29 protein-coding genes and 1 tRNA gene are annotated in these 26,149 nt (G+C 33.2%); 16 read left to right on the top strand and 14 right to left on the bottom strand.

Annotation, left to right across the window (positions count from 1 at the left end; all coding sequences use genetic code 11):
• Positions 1–59: 59 nt before the first annotated feature.
• Both glyQ and HA145_RS06645 read left to right on the top strand, forming a co-directional pair.
• On the top strand, positions 60–932 hold the full coding sequence (glyQ, locus tag HA145_RS06650; protein ID WP_209128414.1) for a glycine--tRNA ligase subunit alpha: 873 nt from the start codon (positions 60–62) through the stop codon (positions 930–932).
• A gap of 137 nt (positions 933–1,069) precedes the next feature.
• A complete protein-coding gene (locus HA145_RS06645) occupies positions 1,070–2,362 on the top strand; it encodes a porin (protein WP_209128413.1) in 1,293 nt (430 codons plus the stop codon).
• Between the two features lie 71 nt (positions 2,363–2,433).
• On the opposite strand, the gene HA145_RS06640 is transcribed toward HA145_RS06645, so the two are convergent.
• Both HA145_RS06640 and HA145_RS06635 read right to left on the bottom strand, forming a co-directional pair.
• Positions 2,434–2,673, bottom strand: coding sequence for a hypothetical protein (locus tag HA145_RS06640; RefSeq protein WP_209128412.1), 240 nt, complete (start codon positions 2,671–2,673; stop codon positions 2,434–2,436).
• A 73-nt stretch (positions 2,674–2,746) separates the two neighbouring features.
• Positions 2,747–3,412 carry a Fe2+-dependent dioxygenase gene (locus HA145_RS06635; protein ID WP_209128411.1) on the bottom strand — a complete coding sequence of 222 codons (666 nt, stop codon included), beginning with the start codon at positions 3,410–3,412 and terminating at the stop codon, positions 2,747–2,749.
• Positions 3,413–3,514: 102 nt separating this feature from the next.
• Between HA145_RS06635 and HA145_RS06630 the strand changes: the two genes are divergently transcribed.
• The 3 genes from HA145_RS06630 (at position 3,515) to HA145_RS06620 (ending at position 6,028) form a co-directional block, all read left to right on the top strand.
• A complete protein-coding gene (locus tag HA145_RS06630; RefSeq protein ID WP_209128410.1) occupies positions 3,515–4,537 on the top strand; it encodes an extracellular solute-binding protein in 1,023 nt (340 codons plus the stop codon).
• 63 nt (positions 4,538–4,600) lie between these two features.
• Positions 4,601–4,685 (top strand) — tRNA-Ser (locus HA145_RS06625).
• A 269-nt stretch (positions 4,686–4,954) separates the two neighbouring features.
• Complete coding sequence (locus HA145_RS06620) at positions 4,955–6,028, top strand: hypothetical protein (RefSeq protein ID WP_209128409.1); 1,074 nt, start codon at positions 4,955–4,957, stop codon at positions 6,026–6,028.
• 827 nt (positions 6,029–6,855) lie between these two features.
• Here HA145_RS06620 and HA145_RS06615 read toward each other — a convergent pair.
• The gene (locus HA145_RS06615) at positions 6,856–7,107 is read right to left on the bottom strand and encodes a 2Fe-2S iron-sulfur cluster-binding protein (RefSeq protein WP_209128408.1); all 252 of its coding nucleotides are present in this window, start codon (positions 7,105–7,107) and stop codon (positions 6,856–6,858) included.
• Positions 7,104–8,633, bottom strand: coding sequence for a cobyric acid synthase (locus HA145_RS06610; protein ID WP_209128407.1), 1,530 nt, complete (start codon positions 8,631–8,633; stop codon positions 7,104–7,106). The genes HA145_RS06615 and HA145_RS06610 overlap by 4 nt, the downstream gene beginning before the upstream one ends.
• Positions 8,634–8,699: 66 nt before the next feature.
• Between HA145_RS06610 and HA145_RS06605 the strand changes: the two genes are divergently transcribed.
• Entirely contained in the window at positions 8,700–9,311 is a 612-nt protein-coding gene (locus tag HA145_RS06605) for a nucleoside triphosphate pyrophosphatase (RefSeq protein WP_209118097.1), read from the top strand.
• A gap of 59 nt (positions 9,312–9,370) precedes the next feature.
• On the opposite strand, the gene psbC is transcribed toward HA145_RS06605, so the two are convergent.
• Entirely contained in the window at positions 9,371–10,753 is a 1,383-nt protein-coding gene (gene psbC, locus HA145_RS06600; RefSeq protein ID WP_011818757.1) for a photosystem II reaction center protein CP43, read from the bottom strand.
• Positions 10,737–11,813 carry a photosystem II D2 protein (photosystem q(a) protein) gene (gene psbD, locus HA145_RS06595; protein WP_012008034.1) on the bottom strand — a complete coding sequence of 359 codons (1,077 nt, stop codon included), beginning with the start codon at positions 11,811–11,813 and terminating at the stop codon, positions 10,737–10,739. The genes psbC and psbD overlap by 17 nt, the downstream gene beginning before the upstream one ends.
• A gap of 182 nt (positions 11,814–11,995) precedes the next feature.
• Here psbD and HA145_RS06590 point away from each other — a divergent pair, with 182 nt between their 5' ends.
• Both HA145_RS06590 and HA145_RS06585 read left to right on the top strand, forming a co-directional pair.
• Positions 11,996–12,553, top strand: a complete 558-nt coding sequence (locus tag HA145_RS06590; RefSeq protein ID WP_209128406.1) for a photosystem I assembly protein Ycf4 — start codon at positions 11,996–11,998, stop codon at positions 12,551–12,553.
• A gap of 47 nt (positions 12,554–12,600) precedes the next feature.
• Positions 12,601–13,206 (top strand): peptidylprolyl isomerase, encoded by a 606-nt coding sequence (locus HA145_RS06585; RefSeq protein WP_209128651.1) that lies wholly within the window; start codon positions 12,601–12,603, stop codon positions 13,204–13,206.
• Here HA145_RS06585 and ilvN read toward each other — a convergent pair.
• Positions 13,203–13,727 carry an acetolactate synthase small subunit gene (gene ilvN, locus HA145_RS06580; protein ID WP_012008031.1) on the bottom strand — a complete coding sequence of 175 codons (525 nt, stop codon included), beginning with the start codon at positions 13,725–13,727 and terminating at the stop codon, positions 13,203–13,205. The genes HA145_RS06585 and ilvN overlap by 4 nt on opposite strands.
• Before the next feature lie 4 nt (positions 13,728–13,731).
• Entirely contained in the window at positions 13,732–14,676 is a 945-nt protein-coding gene (locus tag HA145_RS06575) for an alpha/beta fold hydrolase (RefSeq protein WP_209128405.1), read from the bottom strand.
• Between the two features lie 92 nt (positions 14,677–14,768).
• Here HA145_RS06575 and petM point away from each other — a divergent pair, with 92 nt between their 5' ends.
• The 4 genes from petM to infA all read left to right on the top strand — a co-directional run bounded on the left by petM (position 14,769) and on the right by infA (position 16,516).
• The gene (gene petM, locus HA145_RS06570; RefSeq protein WP_011132786.1) at positions 14,769–14,867 is read left to right on the top strand and encodes a cytochrome b6-f complex subunit PetM; all 99 of its coding nucleotides are present in this window, start codon (positions 14,769–14,771) and stop codon (positions 14,865–14,867) included.
• Positions 14,868–14,925: 58 nt separating this feature from the next.
• Positions 14,926–15,888, top strand: a complete 963-nt coding sequence (locus HA145_RS06565; protein WP_209128404.1) for an NAD(P)H-binding protein — start codon at positions 14,926–14,928, stop codon at positions 15,886–15,888.
• A gap of 54 nt (positions 15,889–15,942) precedes the next feature.
• Positions 15,943–16,155: a hypothetical protein gene (locus tag HA145_RS06560; RefSeq protein WP_209128403.1), complete on the top strand. Its 213-nt coding sequence runs from the start codon at positions 15,943–15,945 to the stop codon at positions 16,153–16,155.
• A gap of 91 nt (positions 16,156–16,246) precedes the next feature.
• Positions 16,247–16,516, top strand: a complete 270-nt coding sequence (gene infA / locus HA145_RS06555) for a translation initiation factor IF-1 (protein WP_079318073.1) — start codon at positions 16,247–16,249, stop codon at positions 16,514–16,516.
• Positions 16,517–16,525: 9 nt separating this feature from the next.
• Here infA and trxB read toward each other — a convergent pair whose 3' ends face one another.
• From trxB to HA145_RS06540, 3 genes are all read right to left on the bottom strand, one after another.
• Positions 16,526–17,902, bottom strand: coding sequence for a thioredoxin-disulfide reductase (gene trxB / locus HA145_RS06550; RefSeq protein WP_209128402.1), 1,377 nt, complete (start codon positions 17,900–17,902; stop codon positions 16,526–16,528).
• A 79-nt stretch (positions 17,903–17,981) separates the two neighbouring features.
• Positions 17,982–18,206 (bottom strand): hypothetical protein, encoded by a 225-nt coding sequence (locus HA145_RS06545; protein WP_209128401.1) that lies wholly within the window; start codon positions 18,204–18,206, stop codon positions 17,982–17,984.
• A 154-nt stretch (positions 18,207–18,360) separates the two neighbouring features.
• Positions 18,361–18,939, bottom strand: coding sequence for an EF-1 guanine nucleotide exchange domain-containing protein (locus HA145_RS06540; protein ID WP_209128400.1), 579 nt, complete (start codon positions 18,937–18,939; stop codon positions 18,361–18,363).
• Between the two features lie 127 nt (positions 18,940–19,066).
• Here HA145_RS06540 and HA145_RS06535 point away from each other — a divergent pair, with 127 nt between their 5' ends.
• From HA145_RS06535 to HA145_RS06520, 4 genes are read left to right on the top strand one after another with little or no spacing between them, the layout of a single operon-like run.
• Positions 19,067–20,197: a Re/Si-specific NAD(P)(+) transhydrogenase subunit alpha gene (locus tag HA145_RS06535; protein ID WP_209128399.1), complete on the top strand. Its 1,131-nt coding sequence runs from the start codon at positions 19,067–19,069 to the stop codon at positions 20,195–20,197.
• Positions 20,198–20,209: 12 nt separating this feature from the next.
• Positions 20,210–20,503: an NAD(P) transhydrogenase subunit alpha gene (locus tag HA145_RS06530; RefSeq protein WP_011863273.1), complete on the top strand. Its 294-nt coding sequence runs from the start codon at positions 20,210–20,212 to the stop codon at positions 20,501–20,503.
• 8 nt (positions 20,504–20,511) lie between these two features.
• Positions 20,512–21,951, top strand: a complete 1,440-nt coding sequence (locus HA145_RS06525) for an NAD(P)(+) transhydrogenase (Re/Si-specific) subunit beta (RefSeq protein WP_209128398.1) — start codon at positions 20,512–20,514, stop codon at positions 21,949–21,951.
• The gene (locus HA145_RS06520; protein WP_209128397.1) at positions 21,932–23,017 is read left to right on the top strand and encodes a YheT family hydrolase; all 1,086 of its coding nucleotides are present in this window, start codon (positions 21,932–21,934) and stop codon (positions 23,015–23,017) included. Before HA145_RS06525 ends, HA145_RS06520 begins: the two co-directional genes overlap by 20 nt.
• Here HA145_RS06520 and HA145_RS06515 read toward each other — a convergent pair.
• The 3 genes from HA145_RS06515 to cysS form a co-directional block, all read right to left on the bottom strand.
• The gene (locus HA145_RS06515) at positions 23,007–23,348 is read right to left on the bottom strand and encodes a (2Fe-2S) ferredoxin domain-containing protein (protein WP_209128396.1); all 342 of its coding nucleotides are present in this window, start codon (positions 23,346–23,348) and stop codon (positions 23,007–23,009) included. The genes HA145_RS06520 and HA145_RS06515 overlap by 11 nt on opposite strands.
• 2 nt (positions 23,349–23,350) lie before the next feature.
• The gene (locus HA145_RS06510; RefSeq protein WP_209128395.1) at positions 23,351–24,580 is read right to left on the bottom strand and encodes a 1-deoxy-D-xylulose-5-phosphate reductoisomerase; all 1,230 of its coding nucleotides are present in this window, start codon (positions 24,578–24,580) and stop codon (positions 23,351–23,353) included.
• Positions 24,581–24,663: 83 nt separating this feature from the next.
• Complete coding sequence (cysS, locus tag HA145_RS06505; protein WP_209128394.1) at positions 24,664–26,133, bottom strand: cysteine--tRNA ligase; 1,470 nt, start codon at positions 26,131–26,133, stop codon at positions 24,664–24,666.
• Between the last annotated feature and the right edge of the window lie 16 nt (positions 26,134–26,149).

Below are 26,149 nucleotides of genomic sequence, written 5' to 3'. Positions count from 1 at the left end.
TAAAGTTTTGTTATTATGTCTTATGGTATTGATCTAGTTTTTTTCACTAATATAATTTAATGTTTTTTCAGGATATAGTTAAAAATTTAAATAATTTTTGGTCAGAAGAAGGATGCTTAATAATGCAACCATATGACACAGAAAAGGGTGCTGGAACAATGAATCCACATACCTTTTTAAGGGCTATTGGACCAGAGCATTGGAGTGTAGCATATGTAGAGCCATGTAGAAGACCAACTGATGGGCGTTTTGGTGACAATCCAAATAGGGCCCAACATTACTTTCAATATCAAGTAATAATTAAACCTTCACCAGATGGTATACAAGAAAAATATTTAACATCACTAGAATCTCTTGGAATTAATCCTAGAAATCATGATATAAGATTTGTGGAAGATAATTGGGAATCGCCAACACTTGGAGCTTGGGGTGTAGGTTGGGAAGTTTGGTTAGATGGAATGGAAGTTACACAATTTACTTATTTCCAACAATGCGGGGGGATAGACTGTAATCCAATCCCAATTGAAATAACTTATGGATTAGAGAGGATTGCAATGTTTTTGCAGGATAAGGAAAGTATCTGGGACTTAAATTGGAACAAAGATTTGAAATATAGGGACATTTGGCTTCAATTTGAAAAAAGTCAATGCGCATTTAACTTTAATGAATCAAGTCCTGATAATCTCAGGAAATTATTTGAAATTTACCAAGATGAGGCAAATACCTTAATAAATAAAAAATTAACTTATCCTGCTTTAGATTTTGTTCTAAAATGTAGTCATACCTTTAATTTGCTTGATGCAAGGGGAGTAATTTCAGTTACAGACCGTGCGCAATATATTGAAAAGATTCGAAAATTAGCGAGAGAAGTTGCATTGTCTTGGATGGAGGAAAGAGAATTGCTGGAATTCCCCCTTAATAAAAAATACTAAAAAAAAATTTACTTACAAAAAAAGACTTTAAGTATCAAAAGATACATGCTTTTGATACTTTTATTTCTTTCATTTTTGGACGCTAACGATACAGTATAGTTACCCAATTCTGTTGGGTAATTTTAGTGTGAGGCAAAATGAAACTCTTCCAACAAATGTTGGTAGCAGGAGCATCTATGAGCTTATTAGCTCCAATGACTGTTCAGGCTTCCGAATATGTGAATCTTGAGGAAATTAATAGCTATTCCCGTAGCGATTCAAAAACCGCAAGATTTGATAACAAAACATTCATTAACAGTATTAATGAAGACAAAGCAGACATCAATAGTTTTGAAGCACTGCAAGGATTAGAAGCGGGTAGCTTCTCAGATACAACCACCTTAGATGGTAAAGCAGTTTTTGCTATTGGTGCAATTGACGGTAATGATACTCTCGGTTTAGGAGAGGCAATTACTACTCCTTATGTCTACCAGATGAACTTAAATACAAGTTTCACAGGTGACGATAATTTATATGTAAGACTCAAAACAGGTGCTGGATGGGCAGATTGGATCCAAAAGCCTTTGTACCATATAGAAGGAACAAGCTATACCGATACCCTATCTGTTGACAAAATGTGGTACACCTTCCCTCTTGGTGAAAAGTTTACTGCAACAGTAGGTCCAAAAATTGAAAACTACTACATGCTTGCAGCAGCACCATCTGTTTATAAGCCTGGTGCTTTAAAAGCATTTAAGTTAGGTAGTCATTCGTCAGCTTTTGGAGCTAGTACTTCGACTGGTGCCGGCTTAACATATAAAGCCGATAATGGTTTTGCTTCTAGTTTAACCTTCAACTCCAAACAGGCTAAAACTGCAACAGGTTTATTCACAAAGGGAGACCAGACTAAAATAAACCTTCAAACTGCTTATACAACTGATAATTATCATGTTTCAGCTACCTTCTCTAAGCAAAGAGGATGGAATTCTTGGTCATATTACTCAACTAAGGATCTTGCAAATGGTGCAAGTACAACTGGTGCAAGTGCAGCAAAATCTGATTCAGTAGCTTTGAGAGCTTGGTGGAGACCAGAGGAAGCAGGTACAGCTACCCCTTCAATTTCTGTTGGTTATGACATTATCGACTTTGGTTTAACTCATTCCAATGGAGTTGCTGAAGGTAGTGGCTATTTTGTTGGTCTTAATTGGGCTGATATGTTCCAACCAGAAGATAAAGTTGGACTGGCTGTTGGACAACCAATGAAGGCAACTTCAGCAACAGCTGGAAATACCCTTACGGAGGTTGATCCTTTCATATGGGAGTTTTATTACTCATTCAGACCTAATGACTCAATTGAAGTTACACCAGCAATTTTTGGAGGTACTGATGTGTATGAAAATACAGATGAGGATCTCTTCGGTGCAGTTGTAACAACAACATTTAAATTCTAAAAATAGAATTTATAAATAAAAAAAGGCCTCAGCAAGAGGCCTTTTTTTATTGCATAGAATTTATAAATTTATTACCAACAATTTTCACCTTCTCCAATAGGTATACACGTACTGGAGGCTGCCGCTTCATCAGCTAATTTTTGTGCTTCCTCATCGAGAATAAAATCAGCTTCTAATGGCATATCGGTATTCCACTCCTTTAATCCACCTAATTCATTTTCTCCTGCTTTTAAGGAAAATTCTTCAGTTGATGTTATTGCTAGTGCACTTGTAGCAGCAAGGAATAATGCTATTGAGCTTCTCTTTTTCATGAAATTTTACTAATAATAATCATTTTAATTATCAAAAAATATTTTTTCTTTTTGATGTATAAAATGATTCAAATCAACTCCCTAATCTTCTTAAAAGGTTTGAATATGATTTAAAGATAAGATCCACCTCATTTGATCTCCCATATTTAGCTAGTAATGATCTTGCAGCAGCATCTAGGTCAAATAAATATTCTCTTTCTTCAATGCTTTTTACATAGCTTTCAATCCAACCAATAAATACTAATCTTTCTCCATTATGAACTTCCTCTACTGAATGTAAATATGTACTTGGATAAATTATTATTTCTCCAGCCTCTAATTTGAAATTTTTTTCAGAGTTGAGGTTTTCAATTGATAATGCTCCGCCTTCATAGTTATCTGTCGAGCTTAAAAAAATAGTGAATGATAAATCTGCTCTCCCAGAGGACATATAAGCATTATCTATATGACGCCCATATTTCATACCAGATGTAGATTTTGAGAAGATTGTTCCATGAACCTTTTTGGGTAAAGCGAAACTTTTGATTAGTTGATTACTGAGGATCTTTTTTGTAATCGATCCAGAAAGCTTTATCGATAAATCTGAATCTCTTCTTAGTTGCAAATTATTTTTTACCTTAGCGGCATGCTTCCCTGCAGTTTGCTTACCATCTTCCCAAAATAATCCCTTTTTGCCTAAATTTTTTCTAAGAAATTCTAAATCTGCAGAATTCAATAGTTGATGAGTTAAATAATTCATTTTTGATATAAAAAATGATACACAATGATGTATAGAAATTCTCTTTCAGAGGCCGTGTTATGGAGTTGTATATAAAGTAACCATATATACTATTTTGGAAAAGTGCAAAATTTTAAAAAACTAATTTACTCAGTACTAACATGTACGTTTTTATTCAACGTTAATATACCTGCCAATTCATCGGAAAAAGAAGTCAGAGTTTATTCAGGTAGACATTACAACACTGATAGGAGTGTCTACAAAAAGTTTTCAGAAGAAACAGGAATTAAAGTTAGGCTTATCGAAGCGGCAGGAATATCACTAATTGAAAGATTAAAAAGAGAGGGGAAGAATTCTCAAGCAGATTTAATATTACTTGTAGATGCTGCAAGAATTACTAATGCGGCTAAAGCTGGATTACTTCAAAGTGTAGAATCAAAATCATTAGAAAATGATGTCCCAATGGGGCTAAAGGATAAAAATAAGGAATGGTATGCATTAACAAGAAGAGTAAGAGTTATGGTAGCTAATCCAAAAGTTGTAGATGTTAGCAAGATTAAAGATTATACAGATTTAGCTGATCCATCCTTTAAAGGAAAAGTGTGCTTAAGAAATAGAAAAAGTCCATATAATCAATCTTTAGTAGCTAATCAATTAGTTAACAAAGGTGAATCAAAAACTAAAGCTTGGTTAAGCGGAATGATTGCAAATGTTTCCCAACCTTTCTTTCCTGGCGATATCGCAATTATTAGAGCAGTTTCCCAAAAAAAATGTGGAGTAGGAATTGTTAATCATTATTATGTCGCGAGAATGTTGGCTGGTGTTAATGGAAGAAGAGATGTTTTATATTCCAAACGAACTTCTGTTATAACCCCAAATCCCGCACATGTAAATATAAGTGCTGGTGGGGTAGCAAAATATGCAGAAAATAAAGCAAACGCTATCAAGCTACTTGAATATTTAGCATCTCCAAGTGGGAGTAAAGGCTTAGCAGCTCCTACTTTTGAGCATCCATTAAAAGAAGTCAATCAAAATCCTATCGTAAAAAACTTTGGTGAATTTACTCCTGACAAGGTTACTGTTGATGACCTTGGGGTAAATAATTCTCTTGCTATAAAACTAATGAGAGATGCTGGGTGGGATTGAAAATTAAGATAATTTGATAAAAAATAATTTTCTCTGTGATTCTGTGCATACTTATAAACAGGCGGAGAGGTGGCTGAGTGGTCGAAAGCGAACGATTCGAAATCGTTTAATAGGAAACTATTCGTGGGTTCGAATCCCACCCTCTCCGGATTTTTTTAGTGTCTGACGGTGTCAGAGGTGTTCTCTTAGATTCAAAATCTTTGTAAAGACATGTTATAACAACAATTATTGTATTTTATTCTTAAAAACGGTGTCTGATAATGTCAGGTGAATTCAGACAATGTCAGACCTTTTTTAAAGAAAATGTTGGTGGAAATGTTGGTGGAATTTTTAGAATGTTGGTGGATTGGGTTCAATTCTATTTAATTAATTAAATGTAAAATAAAAAGATACTAAAACTTAATTTCTCCAATAATTATGGATTGGAAAGATTTCCTAATCCAAAATCCTTGGGCACCCCCAAGATTCTTAAAAGAAAGATTTCCCGATTTTGATGAATACGATTTATCTAATTGGGAGAAAAAAAGTAGCGTGAGATTAGATTTGAATAGATCAGATTGGAAAATTTCAAAGTCTGGAATGAGTAAAAATAAAGCGAGAAGAATTTTGGAAGCGGTTTGGAAATTTAGAATAACTAATCAATTTAATATTCAATTAGATTCAATAGACGTAGTTCCTAAATTAATATCTCAAAGAATCCCTAGAGATGATGCCTTGTCATCATTTGTTAATGCAAACTATCTTCGTCAAACTGGATATAAATATGATGCTTGGTTGCAGAGAGGTTATACACAATTTTCTTTTATATGTTTTCACATTTTTCCTGGCAAAGAATGGTGCGAATCTAAATCAATTTTGCCTCAAATGTTTTTTCAAACTAAACAATCTGATCTTAGTGATCAAGAGGTTTTAATTATGATGGAAATTATTTGGTTAAAACATCTAAAAAATTTAACTAATGATTCATCTAAAGATGATATTGACTTAGCAAAAAAGATTTTTATTGTTAGACATAATGATAATGATCTATTAGATAGAAGAGACTGGGGAAGATTTGGTTTGGGTGCAAATATTCAAAAGAGAAAAGGTGGAGTTAAAAGTTGGGAGAAATTATTAGCAAATAAATTTATCAACGATCTTGGTCTTAACGATAATAATTTAGAAGATTCTGAAAGATGGAGTTCAAGCAAATTTAAAAAGAAGTTCCCAAATATTAATACAACTAAATGTCTCTATACAAATTCAATTCCTACTGAACTGCATCACCTTCTACCTCGTGCAGAGTATCCAGAACTTATCTATGACGAAGAAAATGTTGTTCCAATTACTCCATCAATTCATGCTTTCATCACAAGGGGTAAATGGGAAGATTCTTTAAAAAAGGAATATTTAAATTGCCAACAAAAATGGTTACAAGCGCCAAAAGGTTCTAAAAAGAAGTGTTTTGATGCAGTTATGAAAAAGATAATTGATGCTATGAACCCAAATTAGAAAAGTGTTGGTGGAATTTTACTTATTTACGAGAATACCAGTGTCAGCAAGTTTCTGAGCGTGTCCCATGTATCCATCTCAACTGACACCCTCTCCGTTATTAATATTAAATGAGCTATTTACTTAATAAGTAACTAACTCTCTAATTCTTATGTATGTTCTAAAAATGGGTAAAAGATGCTATCTTAATTATCTATATTTTGTCGGGTATTAACTTAAAAAATGATTTATAAATCATTTTTTTGAAGATATTTCAAATATTTGATTTAGTATGTACAGAAAAAATTTGGATTTCAAATCAGTAATCTTTAAAATATTTTTTACTTACTTAGCAGTTTATTTTTTGGCGCTTATTTTTAAATATACCTATGATATTGAGTCGTTAGTTAATAATATGCAATATAAACTTTTGATATTATTGAATATCATTTCTATATTTTTAGGTCTTCCTCTATCAATTATTTTTGATTTTATATTAATAAAGCTTTTTGGGTTTAATTATGTTTTATTTTTTTCTCCCGTATTAACTATCTTAAGTGTAATTCAAGTTCTTATCTTGAGAAAAATTAAATTCAGATTTTCTAAAAATATGTTGTTTTTGAAAAAGCCAGAAAACAATAATATGTATAAATATTTTAAAAATGTTACTTTCAGATCTTTCTTTATTTTAATAATAAGATCTTTCCCAATCTTACCCCATGTTTTAGGAAGCTATATTATTGCCTCTTCAAAAATCAGGAAAAAGATAATATTCTTAAACACGTTTTTAGGGTCACTTTTCTACTATATTTTTCTTTTTCTAATAATTGGTAATGTTTAGAAAAAAGTTATTTTTCCCAGAATGGATCTGTAGTTAGAGAAACCTTTAACGTACATTTTTTTTTAATTTTAATATCACTTATACAAGCCCTCACTGTTTCACCATTTACATCTATTTCACAGGCTCCACAACTTCCAGTGAGACAGCCAGTTGGGATTTCTAAACCTGCTTTTTCAGCAGATGAGAACCAATCATCTCCCTCTGAAACAAATGTTTCATTGTTATTTGGCCAAATAATTTTTATTTTTTTTCCTTTCAACTTAAAAATTGTTTAAGATTTAAATGTTTATCGAATTCGTTAGCAAGATTATTAATAATAGATTCTCTCTTTATTTTATAAGATATTGATTTTTTACTTAATATTGGTAAATTTTTACTCTTTCTTATTAAATTAATATATTGATCTCTCCAGCTATCATTTTCAAAAATCCCATGTATATATGTTCCTGCAATAGTCCCTCCCCCATTATTTTCTTTGTACCAACCTAGATCTAAGTCCTTAAAAATAGGGTTAATTTTTAAGGCACTTTGCATGTTATTCAATTCGGTTTGACCATTATGAATTTCAAATCCATTAATTTTTGATTTGCATGGCCATACAGATTCAGAGTTAATTTGACGTGTTAATTTTTTTTCAAAGAAAGTTGTTTTTAATGGTAGTAATCCAATTCCTTTAATTTTTTGTTCAGAATGATTTTTGGAACCCTCTTTAAGATAAGGATCTTCGAGTGTTGTTCCTAACATTTGTAAACCTCCACAAATTCCAATAATATTTCCTTTGTTATTGGAATATTCCCTTATATCTTGAGCTAAACCAGAATTTTCAAGAAAAATCTGATCTTTAATAGTTTGTTTACTCCCAGGCAGAATAATAAAGTCATAATTTCTCAAGTTTTGCGATTCCCTAATCCATTCAATTAATATTGATTCTTCATTTTCTAATGGATCAAAATCTGAGAAGTTACTTATGGATGGTAATTTTATTATTCCAACTTTGATATCAGGATTTGTGAAACGTGATTTTTTTTCTAGTAAATCTAAAGAATCTTCTGGGGGGAATGAATCATTTAACCATGGGACAATTCCGATGACTGGTATTTGAGTTTTATCTTCTATCCATTTTTTCCCTTCTTCAAATAATGAAAGGTCTCCTCTGAATCTATTTATAATTATTCCCTTAATAAGTTTTTTTTCTTCAGGTTTCATTAATTCAAGGGTTCCGATTATTTGTGCAAATACTCCTCCCCTTTCAATATCAGTAACCAAAATGCAATTTGCATTTAAATACTTAGCAACTCTTAAATTTGTGAGGTCTCTATGAATCAAATTCATCTCTACTGGACTTCCAGCTCCTTCGATAATTAAACGGCAATTTGGTTTTTTTTTATAAATAGAATTTAGACTTTTTTTAATTACTTCCCAGCCAGGAATAAACCAATCTTGGTAGTAATTTTTGGCGGTTGTTATTCCTATACTTTTACCAAGGTGAATGACCTCGCTTGTTGAATTTCCCTGTGGTTTTAATAAAATGGGATTCATCTCAGCAGATGGATTAACACCACAAGCAAAAGCTTGAAGAGCTTGTGAATATGCCATCTCTCCACCTTCCCAATCAACCCAAGCGTTGTTGCTCATATTTTGTCCTTTAAAAGGGATTGGTTCTTCTCCTAAATTTTTAAGAATCCTGCAAATAGCAGTAACTGTTAAAGATTTCCCTGCTCCACTGGAAGTGCCTAGGACCATTATTGGTTTCTTTATTTCATATAATTTTGCTTCTAAATCCATTAGTAATTTATATTAATTTTGAAATTTATTAATTAGTAAATTGATTTATAATTTGGAAAAAAATTTGTGTTAATTCTAGCCTCTGCTTCTCAATCTAGAAAGAAATTACTAGAAAATTGTCAAATTGAATTTATCCAAAAATCAAGTGACTTTGATGAAACTACTATTCAAGAAAAGAATATATTTAATTTAGCTTTGGAATTATCTTTTCAAAAGGCTAATAATTTATCTGAAAATATTCAAAACATATCATTTCCCGAAGAATTTAATTATGGTCCAGTGGAAATACTTGGGTGCGATTCAATTTTTGAATTTAAAGGAGAAGCTTATGGAAAACCATCTAATAAAGAGGAGGCATTTATTAGATGGAAAAAAATGTCTGGAGAATTTGGATTTTTACATACTGGTCATACTCTAATAATTGGGAATTTTGATTCAACTTCCAAAATTTTTAAAATCGCTGAAATAATAAAAAAAACAGTAAGTTCAAGAGTTTATTTTTCTAAGTTGGAAGATTGGGAAATCAAGAGTTATGTAGATACAAATGAACCTTTATATTGCGCCGGAGGTTTCGCCTTGGAAGGTATAGGCGGTAAATATATAGAAAAAATAGAGGGTTGTTTTAGTAATGTAATGGGTTTAAGCCTGCCATGGCTCAGGGAAAATTTATATAGATAATAAAATCGACCAAAAAAAAACCCTATCAAAAGATAGGGCTTTTTTATTTGAGATAGAAGTTAATCTAAATCAGGCATTTCTAGAGCTGGTTCACTCTTTCTGTCGATTCCTTTTTCGAAACCAGCAGCGGCTGCTCTAGCACGTCCAGCATGCCAAAGGTGACCGATGAATGTAAACCATCCTAGGAAGAATTGAGCAGCAGCTAACCATTGTCTTAAGTTAACGAAGTTAACAGCATTAGGCTCTGTAATGATTCCACCAACGGAGTTGATAGAAGCGTTAGGAGCATGAGTCATATATTCAGCAGCTCTTCTTACCTGCCAAGGCTGAATATCATTCTGGATTTTCTCAAGGCTCAATCCGTTAGGCCCCCTTAAAGGCTCTAACCATGGACCTCTGAAATCCCAAAATCTCATTGTTTCACCACCAAATATAATTTCACCAGTAGGAGATCTCATGAGATACTTACCTAGACCTGTTGGTCCCATTGTTGAACCTACGTTAGCTCCAATTCTTTGATCTCTCACTAGGAAAGTAAAACTTTGGGCCTGTGAAGCTTCAGCATTTGTTGGACCATAAAACTCTGAAGGGTAAGCAGTGTTGTTAAACCAGATGAATGTTGAAGCAATAAAACTTGCTACACAAATTCCACCAAGAGCATAACTTAATAGTCCTTCACCATTCCAGATGAATGCTCTTCTTGCCCATCCAAAAGGTTTGGTAAAGATATGGAATATTCCTCCAATAATTGCAGTAATACCCACGTAAACATGTCCACCAACAATATCTTCAATGGAGTTAACACCGATTATTGAACCAGCTCCTCCCCATGGAGATCTGAATAGATAACCAAGAATAACTCTTGGGTCTAAAGTAGGGTTTACAAGTCTAACTTCACCACCACCAGGTGCCCAAGTGTCATATGCACCGCCAATAAAACACCAGTTTACTGACCATGCTAGAGCACCTACACCTAGAACAATCAAATGATATCCAAGGATGTTTGTCATTTGATTTTTATCTCTCCAATCTGTGGAGAAAAATGGAAAATCTTCTTCAAGTTTTTCTGGACCTGCTAATGAATGGTAAATACCACCAAAACCAAGAACAGCGGAAGCTATCAAGTGAACCACACCTGCTTGGAAGAAAGGCATGATATCAGTAACTTCACCACCAGGGCCTATTCCATAACCAAACATTGCAACGTGTGGCATACAGATTAAACCTTGCTCCCACATTGGTTTATCAAAAGTGAAATGATTAACCTCAAAGAGCATCATTGCTCCCGCCCAAAAGACTATTAGTCCAGAGTGAGCAATGTGAGCTCCTAATAAACGTCCAGATAAATTGATTAATCTAGCGTTGCCTACATACCAGGCATAACCAGTTTCCTCAATACTTTGGTTTGGAGCTCTTAATAGATTATTAAAGGGCGTTTCCACGTGGAAGAACCTCCTCAGGGAATACAAAGTTTTCGTGTGGTTGATCCACAGAAGACATCCATGCTCGCATACCTTCGTTCAAAAGTATATTTTTTGTATAGAAAGTTTCAAATTCTGGATCTTCTGCTGCACGGATTTCTTGGCTTACGAAATCATAAGCTCTTAAGTTTAGTGCTAAGCCTACAATACCAATTGAAGATGTCCACATACCCATAACAGGTACAAATAACATCAAGAAATGTAAGAAACGCTTGTTTGAGAAAGCAATACCGAAGATTTGACTCCAGAATCTATTCGCTGTAATCATTGAATAAGTTTCTTCTTCTTGAGTTGGGTCAAAAGCTCTAAATGTTGAACTTTGAACCTTACCATCTGTGTAAATACTTGTATCTTCATACAAAGTATTTTGTACTGTAGCTCCATGGATAGCGCAAAGTAGAGCACCACCAAGAATTCCAGCAACTCCCATCATGTGGAATGGATTTAAAGTGATATTGTGAAAACCTTGAATGAACAGGATGTAACGGAAGATTGCTGCAACACCGAATGAAGGTGCGAAGAACCAACTATGCTGTCCTAAAGGATAAATAAGGAAAATACTTGTGAATACTGCGATTACTGCTGAGAAAGCTAATGCGTTGTATGGTCTAATTCCAACAAGGCCAGCAATTTCAAACTGACGAAGCATAAAACCAATTAGGCCAAATACTCCATGTAATGCAACGAAGTTCCAAAGACCACCAAGTTGTAGCCATCTTACGAAACTACCTTGGGCTTCAGGACCCCATAAAAATAGAAGACTGTGTCCCATGGCATCACCAGGGGTGCTTACAGCTGCTGTTAAAAAGTTACAACCTTCAAGGTATGAGCTTGCAACTCCGTGTGTGTACCAAGAGGTAACAAATGTTGTTCCGACGAACCAACCTCCTATAGCAAGGTATGCACAAGGAAGTAGAAGTAGTCCGGACCAACCAATAAATACAAAGCGGTCGCGCTTCAACCAATCATCGAGGATATCAAACCATCCTCTTTGTGGGGCGCTACCAACTGCGATCGTCATGAGAAATCGTTTTTAGCTTCGGGATACGCAGTGACTGTAACAAAGATTGAGAGTAATGTGGGGAAATATTTGTATATCTGAAATGCCTTGTAAAGCTTTCCTGACTTTTTTATTAAAAATTAGGTATGAATACTCCCTTAGTTTGTTAAATTATCTGAATTAGGCTCTAAAAAAAGATAAAAATGAATTCAGACCTCACGCCTTTCGATAAAATCGAACAAAAAATTGGTGGATCAAGAAAAATTTCAAATTATATTATTGGAGGGATGCTAACTATAGGAGGTATTGGTTTTCTTTTGGCCTCTTTATCTAGCTACACAGGAAGGGATTTATTACCTTTAGGGAATCCTTCAACTTTATTGTTTATCCCTCAAGGAATCATAATGGGAGCATACGGAGTAATAGCCAATCTATTAAATTTTTACTTGTGGTATTTGGTTTACATAAATTTTGGTTCAGGGAGTAATTATTTTGATAAATCATCAAAATCTGTAGAAATAAAAAGAAAAGGATTGTTTAAAGATATTGAAGTTAAATTAAATTTCGATGAAATTAAATCGGTTAAGTTAGATATTAGTGAGGGTTTTAACCCTAGAAGAAGAATTGCTTTGGTTTTAAAAGGTAGGAAAAAACCTCTCCCTCTAAGCGGAGCAGGTGAACTTAAGCCACTGCTGCAAGTTGAAGAAGAAGGAGCTCGTCTGGCTAAATTTTTGGATGTTAATTTGGAGGGCTTAAAATAAAAAAGAAATATTTTTTAAAAACATTTTCTTTTATACAAGTTTTGATTTTGGTGCAAGCTTGTGGTTATAAAAATAAGATTGATTCAAATTATTACTGCCAAAAACTTAAATTTACTTGTATTAATAGTAATAAAGTGGTGTATTTCAAAACTACAAAAGGTGATTTTGAGGTTAAATTATTTGGTAAAGATAACCCAGTAACAGTATCTAACTTTATAGAAAACATAGAAAATAATATTTACGTAAATCAAAAATTTTATAAAATAATCAATTTTGCCCAAATAAGGTTTATACAAAGTGGTGTTAAACCAGAAAATAAACTTTATATCGAACCAAAACAAAACTTGCATAAGACAAGTCCGTCAATACCTTTAGAAATAAAATTCAAAGAAGAAATAAAACCAAGATATAATTATCAAATAAAAAATCCTAGTGAAACTGAAAATTTAGTTAATACTTTTGAGAGTGGTTCAATCGCTATGGTTAAGAGTGGTAAGAATAAGTCTTCATCTACTGAATTTTTTTTTGTAACTAGTAAGATCCCAGAACTCGATGGAAGATATTCGATTTTTGGAAAGATTATTAAAGGATTAGATGTACTCAAAAAAATAAATAAAGAAGACTATATCAAGGCAGTTCAGATATCTAATTAAATTTCTAGAGAATATTTGTTTATTTTCAACATTTCTGTATTAACTCCTGAAGAGCGTTTAAGAGCTACCTTACCAGTCCTCGCTATTTCAAGGATGCCGTATGGCTCGAGTAATTTCTCTAGAGCAACTAACTTCCCAGGATCTCCAACTACTTCAAGAGTTAATGCTATGTCTGATACATCAACAACTTTTGCACGGAAAATCTGCACTATATCAAGGATATTACTCCTGGTATCTTCTTTCGAGGAAACTTTTAGTAACATCAATTCCCTCTCTACAGCCGCGAGATTAGTAAAATCTACAACTCCCAGAACATTAAATAACTTATTAAGTTGCTTAGTCATTTGTTGAAGAGTTTCATCATCACCCTCTACTACCATTGTTAACCTTGAAATCCCTTTAGATTCAGCGGGTCCTACTGCAAGGCTATCTATGTTGAATCCCCTTCTAGCGAAGAGACCTGAGATTCTACTCAAAGCTCCAGATTCGTCTTCTACAAGGACTGATAATGTATGTTTCATATTTTTAAAAAGTTTTTAAATTTCTTATCCATTCATAAGAGATTCTATTGAATACTGAAGGATCTTCATCATGGATACAATGCCCTGAATTGGATACTATTTTTAATTTTACCCATCTATGGAAATTTGCAATCTTTTTACCAACAAACAAAGGTATGAAATTATCTTTTTCTCCCCAAATTAATAAAAAAGGAACTTTTTTTGAGGCGCTAAGTTTTCCCAAAAGGTAGGAAGCCTGAAATTTTTCATCTCTTGAAGACATTCCAATACACATCGCTCTTAATGATCTAGCTGCAGTTCGCCTTAAAACTGGTTTTGTCACCAAATCTATAAGTTCATGATCTATGTTGTCTTTTTTGAAATAGGCAGAATTTAGTCCCAATTTTATTACCCCTAATTTGGTTATTAAAAATAAAATAATCTCCAAAGGGAAAAAAATAAAAAATATTGTTATTAATCTATCTTGAAATTTTTTAAATAATGATTTTTTTGTTACCGACTTTTTATATTCTTGGATTTGATCTGGCAAAGGCGATGCTATTACCGTTGCAATCTGATCCTCTAATGAAACAGCACATGTTAAAGCCACTAATGATCCAAGGGAATTTCCAATTAGAATTACTTTCCCAGAATTCTTTGGTCTTATCACCTGCGTAATGAAGTCTTTCACTTGATTACACCAAATCTCATTATTTAATTTTCCAATTTGTCTTATCCCAGGTTGATCTGAATCTCCAAATCCTATTAAATCTAAAGAATATGAGGCACAATTCCTTTTCGCGAAATATTCTAAATTTTTTCTCCAATGCTTTCGACTGGCGCCAAATCCATGGAGAAAGATAATTGGAATTTCATTGTTTTCGCCTGAAACACTCCAACAAACTTTAATACCGTTCCAATTCCAATAATTAGGAAAATTAATATTTTTTTCTTTAAAATTACTATTCATATATTCAAAATTTTCAAGATATTTGCATTATCTACTTTTTTAACAAATAAATGTATATTGAATGTAAATTATAATAATGATTAAATTTTACTATGGCTAAAGAAATTTTTAGTATTGCGGCAGTTTTTTGGATACTTATACCAATAGGATTGGTTGGTGGCGCATTATTATTAAAGTTTCAGGGAGATTGATTCTCGCGAACACATCACAAATTGAGTTATTGTCTACAGGTCAAGCAAATCTTAAAATATGAAGATTCTTTTAGTAGGAGCAACAGGGACACTTGGGAGGCAAATAGCTAAGCAAGCTATAGAAGAGGGACACGAGGTTAGATGCTTTGTTAGAAACCCAAGAAAAGCTTCCTTTCTACAAGAGTGGGGTTGTGAATTAACAAAAGGTAATTTGTTGAATTCTTCTGATATAGAATATGCATTACAAGATATTGAAGTTGTTATTGATGCTGCTACTAGTAAACCAGATGATCCTAAAAGTATTTATGAAATAGATTGGGATGGAAAACTTAATTTATTTAATGCTTGTGAATCTTTAAATGTGAAAAGAGTCATATTCCTTTCAATCCTCCTAACAGAAAAATTTAGAAATGTTCCATTAATGGACATTAAATACTGTACTGAAAAACTTCTTGAGAAATCTGCTCTAAATTATACAATCTTCAAATGTGCAGCTTTCATGCAAGGCGTTATAGGTCAATTTGCTATCCCTATTTTAGATAGCCAAGCAGTATGGATGAGTGGAACTCCAACTAAAATCGCATATATGAATACTCAAGACATGGCAAAAATTATTGTCTCAGCAGTTAATAATCCAAAAACCCATAGAACAACATTACCATTGGTTGGTCCCAAAGCATGGGATTCAAACGAAGTTATTTCCCTATGTGAAAAATTTAGTGAAAAGAAGGCTAAAATTTTTAGAGTTTCCCCTTTTCTGATTAGTGTCACTCAGAAATTAGTTTCTTTTTTCCAAGACTCTTTAAATGTTGCTGAAAGATTGGCTTTCGCTGAAGTAACAAGTAGTGGAGAATCATTAGATGCTGACATGAGCAAAACCTACGAAATATTGGATCTAAAAAAAGAAGATATGACGTCCCTTGAGAGCTATATCAAAGAGTACTATCAACAAATACTTAAGAGATTAAGGGAAATGGAAGCTGATTTAAATATTGAAGAAAAAAAGAGATTACCTTTTTAATATTGCAATTTTAGAATTTTATAGTATATTTGTACTATAATTATTTATTTATTTATGTCTGTTTCGAAGTCTAAAAATCTTGAAAGAAAACTAGATAATTTTGCAAGAGAAGCAAAAAATGAATTAAATAATGTTTGCGGATCTTCATTATGGGAAAGCCTTGGCTTTGTATTTTTTGATGAATTAGAAGATTCTCAAAAAATTGCGAAAGCTAATTTTTACTATGGTCAACTTCAAATAATTAACGAAATTAAGTTTTCAATTTAAATCAAATTACATATTTTTACTTATGTTATTTTTTAAAATCAATTTTGGCTAATCTTTTTCTGATAATATTAATTTAGAAAAAAATTAATTAATGATTGAAACTTCAGGGGTAATCGAAAAAGAGCAGGGAAATGGATTTTATTTGGTTACCTTAGAGCAACCTGAAGGCCATCAATGTTTATGCAGAGCTGCAGGTAAATTAACTAAATTTAGAATTAAATTATTAGCTGGCGACAAAGTGTTAGTTGAGATAAGTCCCTATGATCTTTCTCGAGGGAGGATAACCTATCGAGAGAGAAATGCAGGTGGTGGTCCCAGACCTACCACTAATAAAAATAATCCTAAGAGGAATAATAAGTAAACAATTACTTTAGATAATATTTTTTATAGCTTCTTTAAACTCACTTCTTTGTTTAACACCTTGCCATTGCTTTTTTAGTAATTTTTCTTTAAAGAGTTGAACTGTTGGTGTGCCATTAATACCAGCTTGTTTTGCAATATCTTGATCTTTATCAATATCTATTTCAACGCCCAGCACTGCACCATCAAGTTCTTTAATTACCCTTTTTAATTGAGGTTTCAAAACATGACATGGGCCGCAGCTAGGTGAACTAAAAATTACTAAGATAGGTTTTTTACTCTCGTGATAAAGTTTCCTTAATGCATAACTGCCTTTTTGCCATTCAGAGTTTGAATCGAAAGTATCTTCATTAACTTCTTCTTCGTTAAAATCTGATGAATTAAGTTTTTTTTCTGGTTCTGGTGTTTCTCGGACGATAGTTTTTGCTAAGTTTTTCTCGGCTAGCCATCTTTCGGTAGCTAATGCTGCCATGCATCCAGTTCCTGCAGCGGTAACTCCTTGTCTCCACTCAGAATCAACAACATCACCTGCTGCAAAAATACCTTCAATAGATGTTTCTGGTCTTCCTGATTTGCAAGCAATATATCCTTTATTATCTAAATCAATTTTGTTGCCAAGGAACTTTGTATTAGGTGTATGTCCTATTGCATAAAAAAGACCCTTTATATTGATTTCCCCTTTGCCTTCTTGAGAGTCAATAGTTTCTATTTTCTCAAGCCATTCAGAACCATCAGCTTTATCAACTTTTGTGTTCCAATGGATTTCTATCTTTGGATTAGCTTTTACTCTATCAACCATTGCTGCGCTTGCCCTTAATTTTTCTGATCTAACAATCAAATGCACTTTGCTGCCATACTTTGTGAGATATGCTGCTTCTTCACATGCAGAGTCGCCCCCTCCTATAACAGCTAATTCTTCATCTCTGAATTGTGGAGTTGCTCCATCACAAATTGCACAAGCACTTATTCCTTTACTCCAGAATTTATCTTCATTTATAACGCCTAATCTATTTGCACTTGCTCCAGTTGCAATAATGATTGAGTTAGCTTTTATAGTTCCTTCTAAAGTTTTTAATTCAAAGGGATGTGAATCAGTATTTATTGAAACAACATCACTTTCGTATAAATTAGTACCCCATCTTTCTGCTTGAGCTTTCATTAGATCCATCAATTCAGGACCTAGTACTCCATCAGGGAAACCTGGAAAATTCTCAACAAATGTTGTAGTCATTAATTGCCCACCAGGAATTCCACCAGAATTAAATCCTGTTACAAGCAAAGGTTGAAGATTTGCTCTTGCTGCATATATTGCAGCTGTATAACCTGCAGGTCCTGAACCAATAATTACAACATTTTCTACGTTAGATTTTTTTTCTTTATTTTCCATTTATTAGCTAAATTCACTTTTAATAATAATAAAGAAACCCAATTAATGTAGGGCGGATTTCACTCGATCGATTTATTATTTAATCGTTAATTTTTTGGTCTAATAATTTTTTTAATTCCTTTGGAAAGTTTAAAACAGAATCTTTTAAATTTTCGTTCTTTTCTCCAATATGTAATATCCACTCTCTAAATTCTTCTGCGATTGCATAACTGTCTTCATATCTTTCTAAGGTATCCATTGCAGAAATTCTGTTGGTAGCCCAACAGGTCGCAATGTCGATCCTTTTTCTAATGAAATTGTCCATCTAAACTTAAATATTGTATATAGGTAAACACATCAGATAACTGTTGTATTGTCTAATAAGTTACAACTTTGTACTTCCAAACAATAATTTAATCTTTAATTTATATTTGAGCCGATTTTTGCGCTAATTATAAAGAAAATATAAAGAAATAGAGCTAAACTGCCTCGCTATGATTTGCAAGTAACCTTTCAACTTCTTCAAAACCCTCTTTGGCTGAATTTATTGCAAGTTCCTCGCTTACTTTTTCTTCTAATATTAATTTTGCGGATATTTTCTTTAAAAGAGTTTCTTTCTTTTCTCTTAGTGAAATAACAATTTCTTCTTCAATGATAGATTTTATTGCTTTAGAAATTATTTTTTTGTCATTTGCCTCCTCAAATGTGCCCTGAACTAATTCCTGAATAAATAATCTATGCACCTCACTACTCCTTAAAAAACTTTCTGTGGCATTAATAATTCCTTCAACAAGGGCTTCATCAGGTTCAGAATCATTTTCTGCCAACTTAAATTCCCAATCTAAATGTCTTCTTTGCCAACCTGCAGAGTGGAGACTTGGCATGACTGTCTGTGAATAAGTATCAACTGACATTTCATAAATTCTCTCTGCTAATTTTTCGCACCAGTCTTTACCATGCTTTTCTAGATTTTTCTGCATGGCTTGCCTTGGAACAGCATGACCACCATGATGGCTGTGACATACCCCATCAGGACATTCGATTGCTTTTATACTCATTGGATTATTTAGTACCTATATATTCTAGATAGCTATTTTTTAGAAAAAAGAAAATATATTTTTAACAAAAATCCAAGACTTTTGACTTTCTTCAATTTATATTTAGTATGTTAAAAAAATAAATAAATTGACAAAGATACTTATTCCTTCCGAAACAAGCTCTGGTGAAAGGAGAGTTTCAGCTACACCAGAAGCTGTAAAGAAATTAAAAAGCCTAGGCTGTGATGTTTATATTGAAAAATCAGCAGGAAAATTATCAGGATTCAGTGACTTATCATATGAAGAATCGGGCGGAACAATAATAAGTAAAATAGATCAAAATATTTGGGGTGAAGCAGACTTAATATTTTGTGTTCAGACTCCATCTGAGGATAATTTAACTAAATTAAAGAAAGGCGCTGTTCTTCTCGGTCTTCTTAACCCATATGGTAATAAGGAGCTTCTCAAGATTATAAATAGTAATAAGATTTCAGCTTTATCACTAGAGTTGCTTCCGAGGATTAGTAGAGCTCAGTCTTCTGATGTTCTGTCTTCTCAAGCTAATATTGCTGGTTATAAAGCGGTCCTTTTGGCTGCAAGTGAATTAGATAGATATTTTCCCATGCTAATGACTGCAGCAGGAACTGTTCAACCCGCCAAAGTAGTTGTTCTTGGTGGAGGAGTCGCAGGATTGCAAGCAGTTGCTACTGCAAAAAGGCTTGGTGCAATAGTTTTTGTATCCGATATAAGGCCTGCTGTTAAAGAACAAGTAGAGTCTCTAGGAGCAAGATTTATAGAACTCCCTGAAGTTGACGAAAAACCAGGCGAAGCAGGGGGTTATGCAAAGGCTGTAACTCCTGAATTCCTATCAAAACAGAAAGCTACTTTAACTAAATATTTATCTGAAGCTGATGTTGCTATTTGTACTGCGCAAGTTCTAGGTAAAAAAGCTCCTGTTTTAATAGATGCTCCAATGATTAAAAAAATGAGGTCTGGTGCAGTAGTGATTGATTTAGCAGTTACTCAAGGAGGTAACTGCGAAGGAACTCAATCAAATGAGACTATTATCAAAGATGGAGTGAAACTTATAGGGGCTGGTGAATTACCCTCATCAGTTCCTTATGATGCAAGTTCACTTTATGCTAAGAACTTAACATCTTTGATTACACCATTTATAAAAGATGGTGTAATTAAATTAGATAAAGAGGATGAGCTTATTTCTGGATGCTTATTAAGCGATGAAGGAGTTGTCCTTCAAAATAAAGTTTTTGAAAATTGAGGTTTTAAAATTATGTCTTTTATAAGTCTTCTTTGGGTCCTCTTACTTGGTAGTTTGCTAGGCCTCGAGTTAATAGGAAAAGTTCCTCCTACTCTTCATACTCCTTTAATGAGTGGAGCGAATGCAATTTCCGGAATAACAATGCTGGCAGCATTGACTTTAATTGTTAAAGCAGAAGGAAATGTTCCACTTTTAATTATCGGCTCAGTTTCTCTTGGATTTGCTCTTTTCAATGTTGTGGGTGGTTTCTTTGTAACTGATCGAATGCTTGCAATGTTTAGTCGTAAACCATCAAATAAGAAGTAATTTTTAAAATGAATCTACCTGTAATCATTAAATTCGTTATTGACCTTCTAGCAGTACTTTTACTGGCTTTGGGCATAAAAGGATTGTCAAAAGTAAAATCGGCAAGGGATGCCAATAGATTAGCTGCATTTGCAATGTCGCTATCAGTAGTAGGATTACTTTCTTATTATTTAGGTACTTCTGGAATTGCTACTCAGTCTTGGATTTGGATAATAATTGGATCAATCATAGGTAGTTTGTTCGGAGCAATACTTGCAAAAAAAGTACCGATGACCTCCATGCCCGAAACAGTTGCATTGTTTAATGGTTGTGGAGGAATGTCATCACTTTTGGTGGCCTTAGGAGTAGCTATTTTCCCTATTTCTAATAGTGTAGAAAATCTTGATTTTTTTAAGTCACTCATTAACGAAGTTTCAATATCTGTTTCTATATTTGTTGGTGCAATAACTTTCACAGGTTCAATTGTGGCAATGGCAAAGTTACAGGGTTGGTTGTCAACTCCAGGTTGGACTCAGAGCAAAGTTAGACATTTTGTAAATATTGTATTTGCAGTTGCTTCCTTGATAGCCTTTTTTGATTTGATAAACGGCAATGCAAGTTCTATTTGGCTTTTAGTTATAGTTTCTTCTTTATTAGGTATTGGAGTTACTTTGCCAATTGGTGGAGCTGATATGCCAGTCGTTATATCTTTATTAAATAGCTATTCAGGGATTGCAGCAGCAGCAGCAGGTTTCGTTGTAGATAGTCAGCTTTTGATAGTAGCAGGCGCAATGGTTGGAGCGGCAGGTCTAATACTTACTCAAGTAATGTGCAAGGGTATGAATAGATCATTGGTCTCAGTTCTTTTTGGAGGATCTTTATCGGCACAAAGTACAGCCTCTTCTGGTTCAGGAGAATATACAAATATAACTTCTTGCAGTGTTGAAGAATGCGCATTGACTTTAGAGGCAGCCAATAAGGTAATTATTGTTCCTGGTTATGGTCTGGCAGTAGCTCAAGCTCAACATACTTTAAGGGAAGTGACAAAAAAACTAGAGCAAAATGGTATTGAAGTGGTTTACGCAATTCATCCTGTAGCAGGGAGGATGCCTGGACATATGAATGTACTTTTAGCAGAAGCAGATGTTCCTTACGAACAACTTAAAGAGATGGACGTTGTAAATCCTGATTTTCCAGCAACGGATGTTGTTTTAGTTTTAGGAGCAAATGATGTGGTTAATCCTCAAGCTAAAAATGATAGCTCTTCTCCTTTATATGGCATGCCAGTTCTTGACGTGCAGGAAGCAAGAACGGTATTTGTAATTAAACGTGGTATGAGTGCAGGTTACTCCGGAATAAAAAATGATTTATTTGATTTGCCAAATACTTCAATGGTCTTTGGTGATGCAAAAAAGGTACTGAATGATTTGATTGGAGAATTAAAGGATCTTGGGGTTGGAGAGAAATAATAGTATATCTTTTGGTTTTTCAGATTACTTAAAAAATAAGCCATTTCGAGAAGTTTTACCTTGGATAGGTGGCGACTTACAAACTTTAAGAGATACTTTTGTTATTGATTTTGGTAAATCAAAAAAAAATAAAAAAATATTCTTTCCGATTAATAAAATTCTTTCTAAAAAATTTGAAGGTGATTATCTTCTAGGTTTTTTAGAATTACCTGAAAACTTAGACTCACTTAGGGGTTTTGTAATCGTTACACATGGTTTAGGGGGCTCAACTAAACGGTTTGGTTTAAGAAGAATCTCTAGGAAATTAGCAAATAATGGTTTTGGAGTTCTTAAATTAAATCTAAGAGGATCTGGATCTGCGAGATATTTAGCTAAAGGAAATTATTGTGCTAGATGCTCCAGTGATGTTATTTCAGCAATTAATTATTTTAAAAAATTCATTAATTTAGAGTTTAAAGATCTCATTAAGATGAATAATCTTCCAATTTACGGAGTTGGATTATCTTTAGGCGGAACAATTCTTTTAAATGCCTGCTTAGATTACGATGAAGACAAAGGAGAAAAACTTTTAGATGGCCTTGCCTGCGTGAGTACCCCTTTAGATTTATCTTCATGCAGTCTCTGTATCGAAAAATCTAGAAATTCTATATACCAAAAATGGTTACTTCACCGCTTAAAAAATCAGTTATGGGAGGGATTTAATGATGAAGGCAAACTCCTTGATAACGAGAAATTAAGAATAAAAATTAGAAATTTAAAAAGTATAAGAGAATTTGATCAGAAATTTACAGCTCCTAGTTGGGGATTTAATTCTTTAGAGGATTATTATATTAAAGCTTCTCCAATATTTAGAATCCAAAACTCAATAAAAAAATTACCTCCAATGCTTTTTATTCATGCCAAGGATGATCCCTGGGTTCCATATAAGGATACTTTTAATTTAAGAAAAGAATCTATTGATAAATTCACTATTTTTATAACCGAAAAAGGAGGTCATAATGGTTTTCATTCGATTAATGGCTGCTGGTCAGACGAAGTTGTAAAGAACTGGTTTATTAGTATCTAGGACTATTTAAAAATGGAGTTTTTTTAAAAATCCATTTTTCTATTGGCTTACCGTTAATAATATGGGAGGTAAAAATTTCAGAAATTTTTTCTGGAGAAACTTTTTCATACCAAATACCATCAGGCCAGACAAGAAGAATTGGGCCGTTCTTACATACTCTTAAACAGTCAGCTTTTGATCTTAATATATGAACGTTTTTTGTAGAGGGATCATTCTCAAATTTTTTTAAAGTCTTTTTCAGACATTCCCATGCTTTTTGACCTTCATTGCCTTTAAAGCATTTCTGTTTTGTGGGAGTTGCACATAGTAGAAGGTGCTTTTTAATATTCACTTTTATCCAATACTTACGTATTTTTTCCCTTTTTTAATTTCTTGCTTAACAAAAAGTCTGGCCCAATTGTCTACCTCAAGAATATCCTCCAATTCGGGACTCAAATTCAAATTCTCCATATGTGATTCACAAGCTTTACTTATAAATGTTGGAATTTCTTGAAAAGAAATTTTTTCTTTGAGGAATTGTTCAACAGCCATTTCATTAGCAGCATTTAAAACTGCAGGCATAGTCCCAGAAGATTTTCCTGCAGCATAGGCAAGTCCCATGCATGGATATTTAAACTTGTCTGGCTCTTTAAAAGTTAATTTTCCAATTTCACTTAGGTTTAATCTTTTCCAATTTGTTTTAAATCTTTCAGGCCAACTCATCGCATATAAAATGGGTAGCTTCATATCTGGCCAACCTAATTGAGCTAATACTGAAGAATCTTCCATCTCAATCATTGAATGAATAATACTTTGAGGGTGGATAACTATTTCGATATTTTCGTAAGAGGTCCCAAATAAATAATGAGCTTCTATAACTTCTAATCCTTTATTCATAAGAGTTGCAGAATCTACAGTTATTTTTTTACCCATATCCCAATTAGGATGTGAAGTCGCATCTTCCACTGTGACATGCTTTAAATCCTCAACGGCCCAATCTCTGAAAGCACCACCAGAAGCTGTTAAGTGTATGGCTTTTAAACCTTTAGGCATCACTCCTGTTGAGAAATCTGCATTTTCATAATTAGGTAATCCTTGTAAACATTGAAAGATAGCAGAGTGTTCTGAATCAGCAGGTAATAGCCTACTATTATTTTTCTTTAATGCAGGAATAACAATTGGTCCTGCCGCAATTAAAGTTTCTTTGTTAGCAAGTGCAATATTTTTCCCCGCATTAATTGCTGACATTGTTGGAATTAAGCCTGCACAGCCTACTATCCCTGTTACCACAGTATCTGCCTTATCCCATGCTGCAACTGCGTTAATCCCCTGCTTTCCACCTAAAACCAAGGGAGCATCATCCAAATCTAAGTTATTAATATTATCTTTTAAATCTTCTATAAGACTTTCATCCTCAATTGCAACTACCTCTGGTTTATGTGTTTTAACTTGTTGAGTTAATAAATTAATATTTCTTCCTGCAGAAAGAGCTACGGCTTTAAACTTATCAGGCTGCTCACTAGCTATTTCGAGAGTTTGAGTCCCTATTGAACCAGTAGAACCGAGCACAGTAATGTATTTCAATTTTCTCTTATATTTCTAATATCTTCCCATTTAAAGGTGTATTTAAAAAACAAAAAATTTCAAATTGGTTTTTTTCTTAAAATTTAGACCCTTATCCATGTTGTTATTTCCTTTGATTGATCAATAAGTTCAATACCTTTTTCTTTTAAAAAATTTCTTATTTCATCGGCCTTCGCATAATTCTTTTCCATTTTTGCTTTCAATCTTTCATTAATAAGAGATGATATTTCTTCTTCTGTTATTTTATTTTCTTTTACTAAAACTTCTTTTTTAAGACCAAGTACCTCAGTCAACTTTGCAAGAGTTTTAAAATTTTCAAGTAGAAAGAATTTTTGATTTAGGTCTATTTTAAAACCTTCAACCCTTTGAAATTGGTTTAAAAAATTTTTTAATGGTTTCGCTAAATCGTAAATAATTGCAATAGCACCTGCTGTATTGAGGTCATTTCCCAGAGCCTCAGAAAATTTAAGCGTTTTTTGAGATAATTCAAAAATTATTTTCTCTTTATATTCGACTTCGATAGATTCATCTTTATCAATAGATCTAAAAACACCTTTTGTAAGATCCATAAAAGAAAGGGCTACATTAATATTTTTCCAAGCTTCTGAAGCACTCCTTAAAGCTTCTTCAGTAAAATCAAGTGGTTTTCTATAATTCACAGTCATAACAAAATATCGCAAAGTCATAGGGCTTATACCTGACTTAATTAGCTCTCTGATAGTTTTAAAATTTTTAAGGGATTTACTCATCTTTTGTCCATTTACATTGACCATCCCATTGTGTAACCAATAGTTCGCTAGCTTTTTGCCATTGGCTGCTTCTGATTGGGCGATTTCATTCTCATGATGTGGAAAAATCAAATCAGAACCACCTAAATGTATATCGATAGTATCTCCTAATTCATCTTTAACCATCGCCGAACATTCAATATGCCATCCTGGCCTACCTTTACCCCATGGCGAATCAAAAAATGGTTCATCATCTTTGGCTTTTTTCCATAGCGCAAAATCTTGAGGATTAAGTTTTTTATTATTTTCCTTATTAACCATTCTTCCTTGCTGATTGATATTTTGTTCTTGTAAGTTTTGATTACTTAGCTTTCCATAATTTTTATTTTTGAAAACAGAATAATAAACGTCTCCATCCCTAGAGTATGCATAACCTTTGTCCTCAAGGATTGTTATGAAGGAGCAGATATTGCATATATGATTCGTTGCTCTTGGCATGCTATCCGGACGCATTATCCCTAAAGAATCCATATCTTTATGAAATTCAATGATATTCTTTTCAGATACTTCCTTCATTGAACTGCTTTCTTCTTTTGCTCTTTTTAAGATCTTGTCATCAATATCTGTAAAATTTTGAACATACTTAACTTTGAAATCACTGTAAATTAAAAATCTTCTCAAAACATCCCAAGCGATATAACTTCTGGCATGACCGAGATGACATAAATCATAAACAGTTACCCCACAACAATAAATTTTTACTACATCATCAATAGGCTTAAATACCTCAACTTTTTTGCTTAAAGTATTAAAAAATTTGATCATCTTAAAATAAGTATTT

The sequence above is a fragment of the Prochlorococcus marinus XMU1411 genome, assembly GCF_017696075.1.
GTDB lineage: Bacteria > Cyanobacteriota > Cyanobacteriia > PCC-6307 > Cyanobiaceae > Prochlorococcus_A > Prochlorococcus_A marinus_V.
Note: the sequence above shows the minus strand (reverse complement) of the source record. Positions and strands in the feature narration are given on the sequence as shown.

Excerpts from the sequence above, each read along its gene's own strand:
- glyQ (WP_209128414.1), top strand. The coding sequence starts at position 60 with ATGTTTTTTCAGGATATAGTTAAAAATTTAAATAATTTTTGGTCAGAA.
- HA145_RS06565 (WP_209128404.1), top strand. The coding sequence starts at position 14,926 with ATGAAGATTCTTTTAGTAGGAGCAACAGGGACACTTGGGAGGCAAATA.
- HA145_RS06645 (WP_209128413.1), top strand. The coding sequence starts at position 1,070 with ATGAAACTCTTCCAACAAATGTTGGTAGCAGGAGCATCTATGAGCTTA.
- ilvN (WP_012008031.1), bottom strand. The coding sequence starts at position 13,727 with ATGAAACATACATTATCAGTCCTTGTAGAAGACGAATCTGGAGCTTTG.
- HA145_RS06530 (WP_011863273.1), top strand. The coding sequence starts at position 20,210 with ATGTCTTTTATAAGTCTTCTTTGGGTCCTCTTACTTGGTAGTTTGCTA.
- HA145_RS06545 (WP_209128401.1), bottom strand. The coding sequence starts at position 18,206 with ATGGACAATTTCATTAGAAAAAGGATCGACATTGCGACCTGTTGGGCT.
- cysS (WP_209128394.1), bottom strand. The coding sequence starts at position 26,133 with ATGATCAAATTTTTTAATACTTTAAGCAAAAAAGTTGAGGTATTTAAG.
- HA145_RS06590 (WP_209128406.1), top strand. The coding sequence starts at position 11,996 with ATGAATTCAGACCTCACGCCTTTCGATAAAATCGAACAAAAAATTGGT.
- petM (WP_011132786.1), top strand. The coding sequence starts at position 14,769 with ATGGCTAAAGAAATTTTTAGTATTGCGGCAGTTTTTTGGATACTTATA.
- HA145_RS06620 (WP_209128409.1), top strand. The coding sequence starts at position 4,955 with ATGGATTGGAAAGATTTCCTAATCCAAAATCCTTGGGCACCCCCAAGA.
- HA145_RS06560 (WP_209128403.1), top strand. The coding sequence starts at position 15,943 with ATGTCTGTTTCGAAGTCTAAAAATCTTGAAAGAAAACTAGATAATTTT.
- HA145_RS06635 (WP_209128411.1), bottom strand. The coding sequence starts at position 3,412 with ATGAATTATTTAACTCATCAACTATTGAATTCTGCAGATTTAGAATTT.
- HA145_RS06575 (WP_209128405.1), bottom strand. The coding sequence starts at position 14,676 with ATGAATAGTAATTTTAAAGAAAAAAATATTAATTTTCCTAATTATTGG.
- HA145_RS06610 (WP_209128407.1), bottom strand. The coding sequence starts at position 8,633 with ATGGATTTAGAAGCAAAATTATATGAAATAAAGAAACCAATAATGGTC.
- HA145_RS06540 (WP_209128400.1), bottom strand. The coding sequence starts at position 18,939 with ATGAGTATAAAAGCAATCGAATGTCCTGATGGGGTATGTCACAGCCAT.
- HA145_RS06525 (WP_209128398.1), top strand. The coding sequence starts at position 20,512 with ATGAATCTACCTGTAATCATTAAATTCGTTATTGACCTTCTAGCAGTA.
- infA (WP_079318073.1), top strand. The coding sequence starts at position 16,247 with ATGATTGAAACTTCAGGGGTAATCGAAAAAGAGCAGGGAAATGGATTT.
- psbD (WP_012008034.1), bottom strand. The coding sequence starts at position 11,813 with ATGACGATCGCAGTTGGTAGCGCCCCACAAAGAGGATGGTTTGATATC.
- HA145_RS06640 (WP_209128412.1), bottom strand. The coding sequence starts at position 2,673 with ATGAAAAAGAGAAGCTCAATAGCATTATTCCTTGCTGCTACAAGTGCA.
- trxB (WP_209128402.1), bottom strand. The coding sequence starts at position 17,902 with ATGGAAAATAAAGAAAAAAAATCTAACGTAGAAAATGTTGTAATTATT.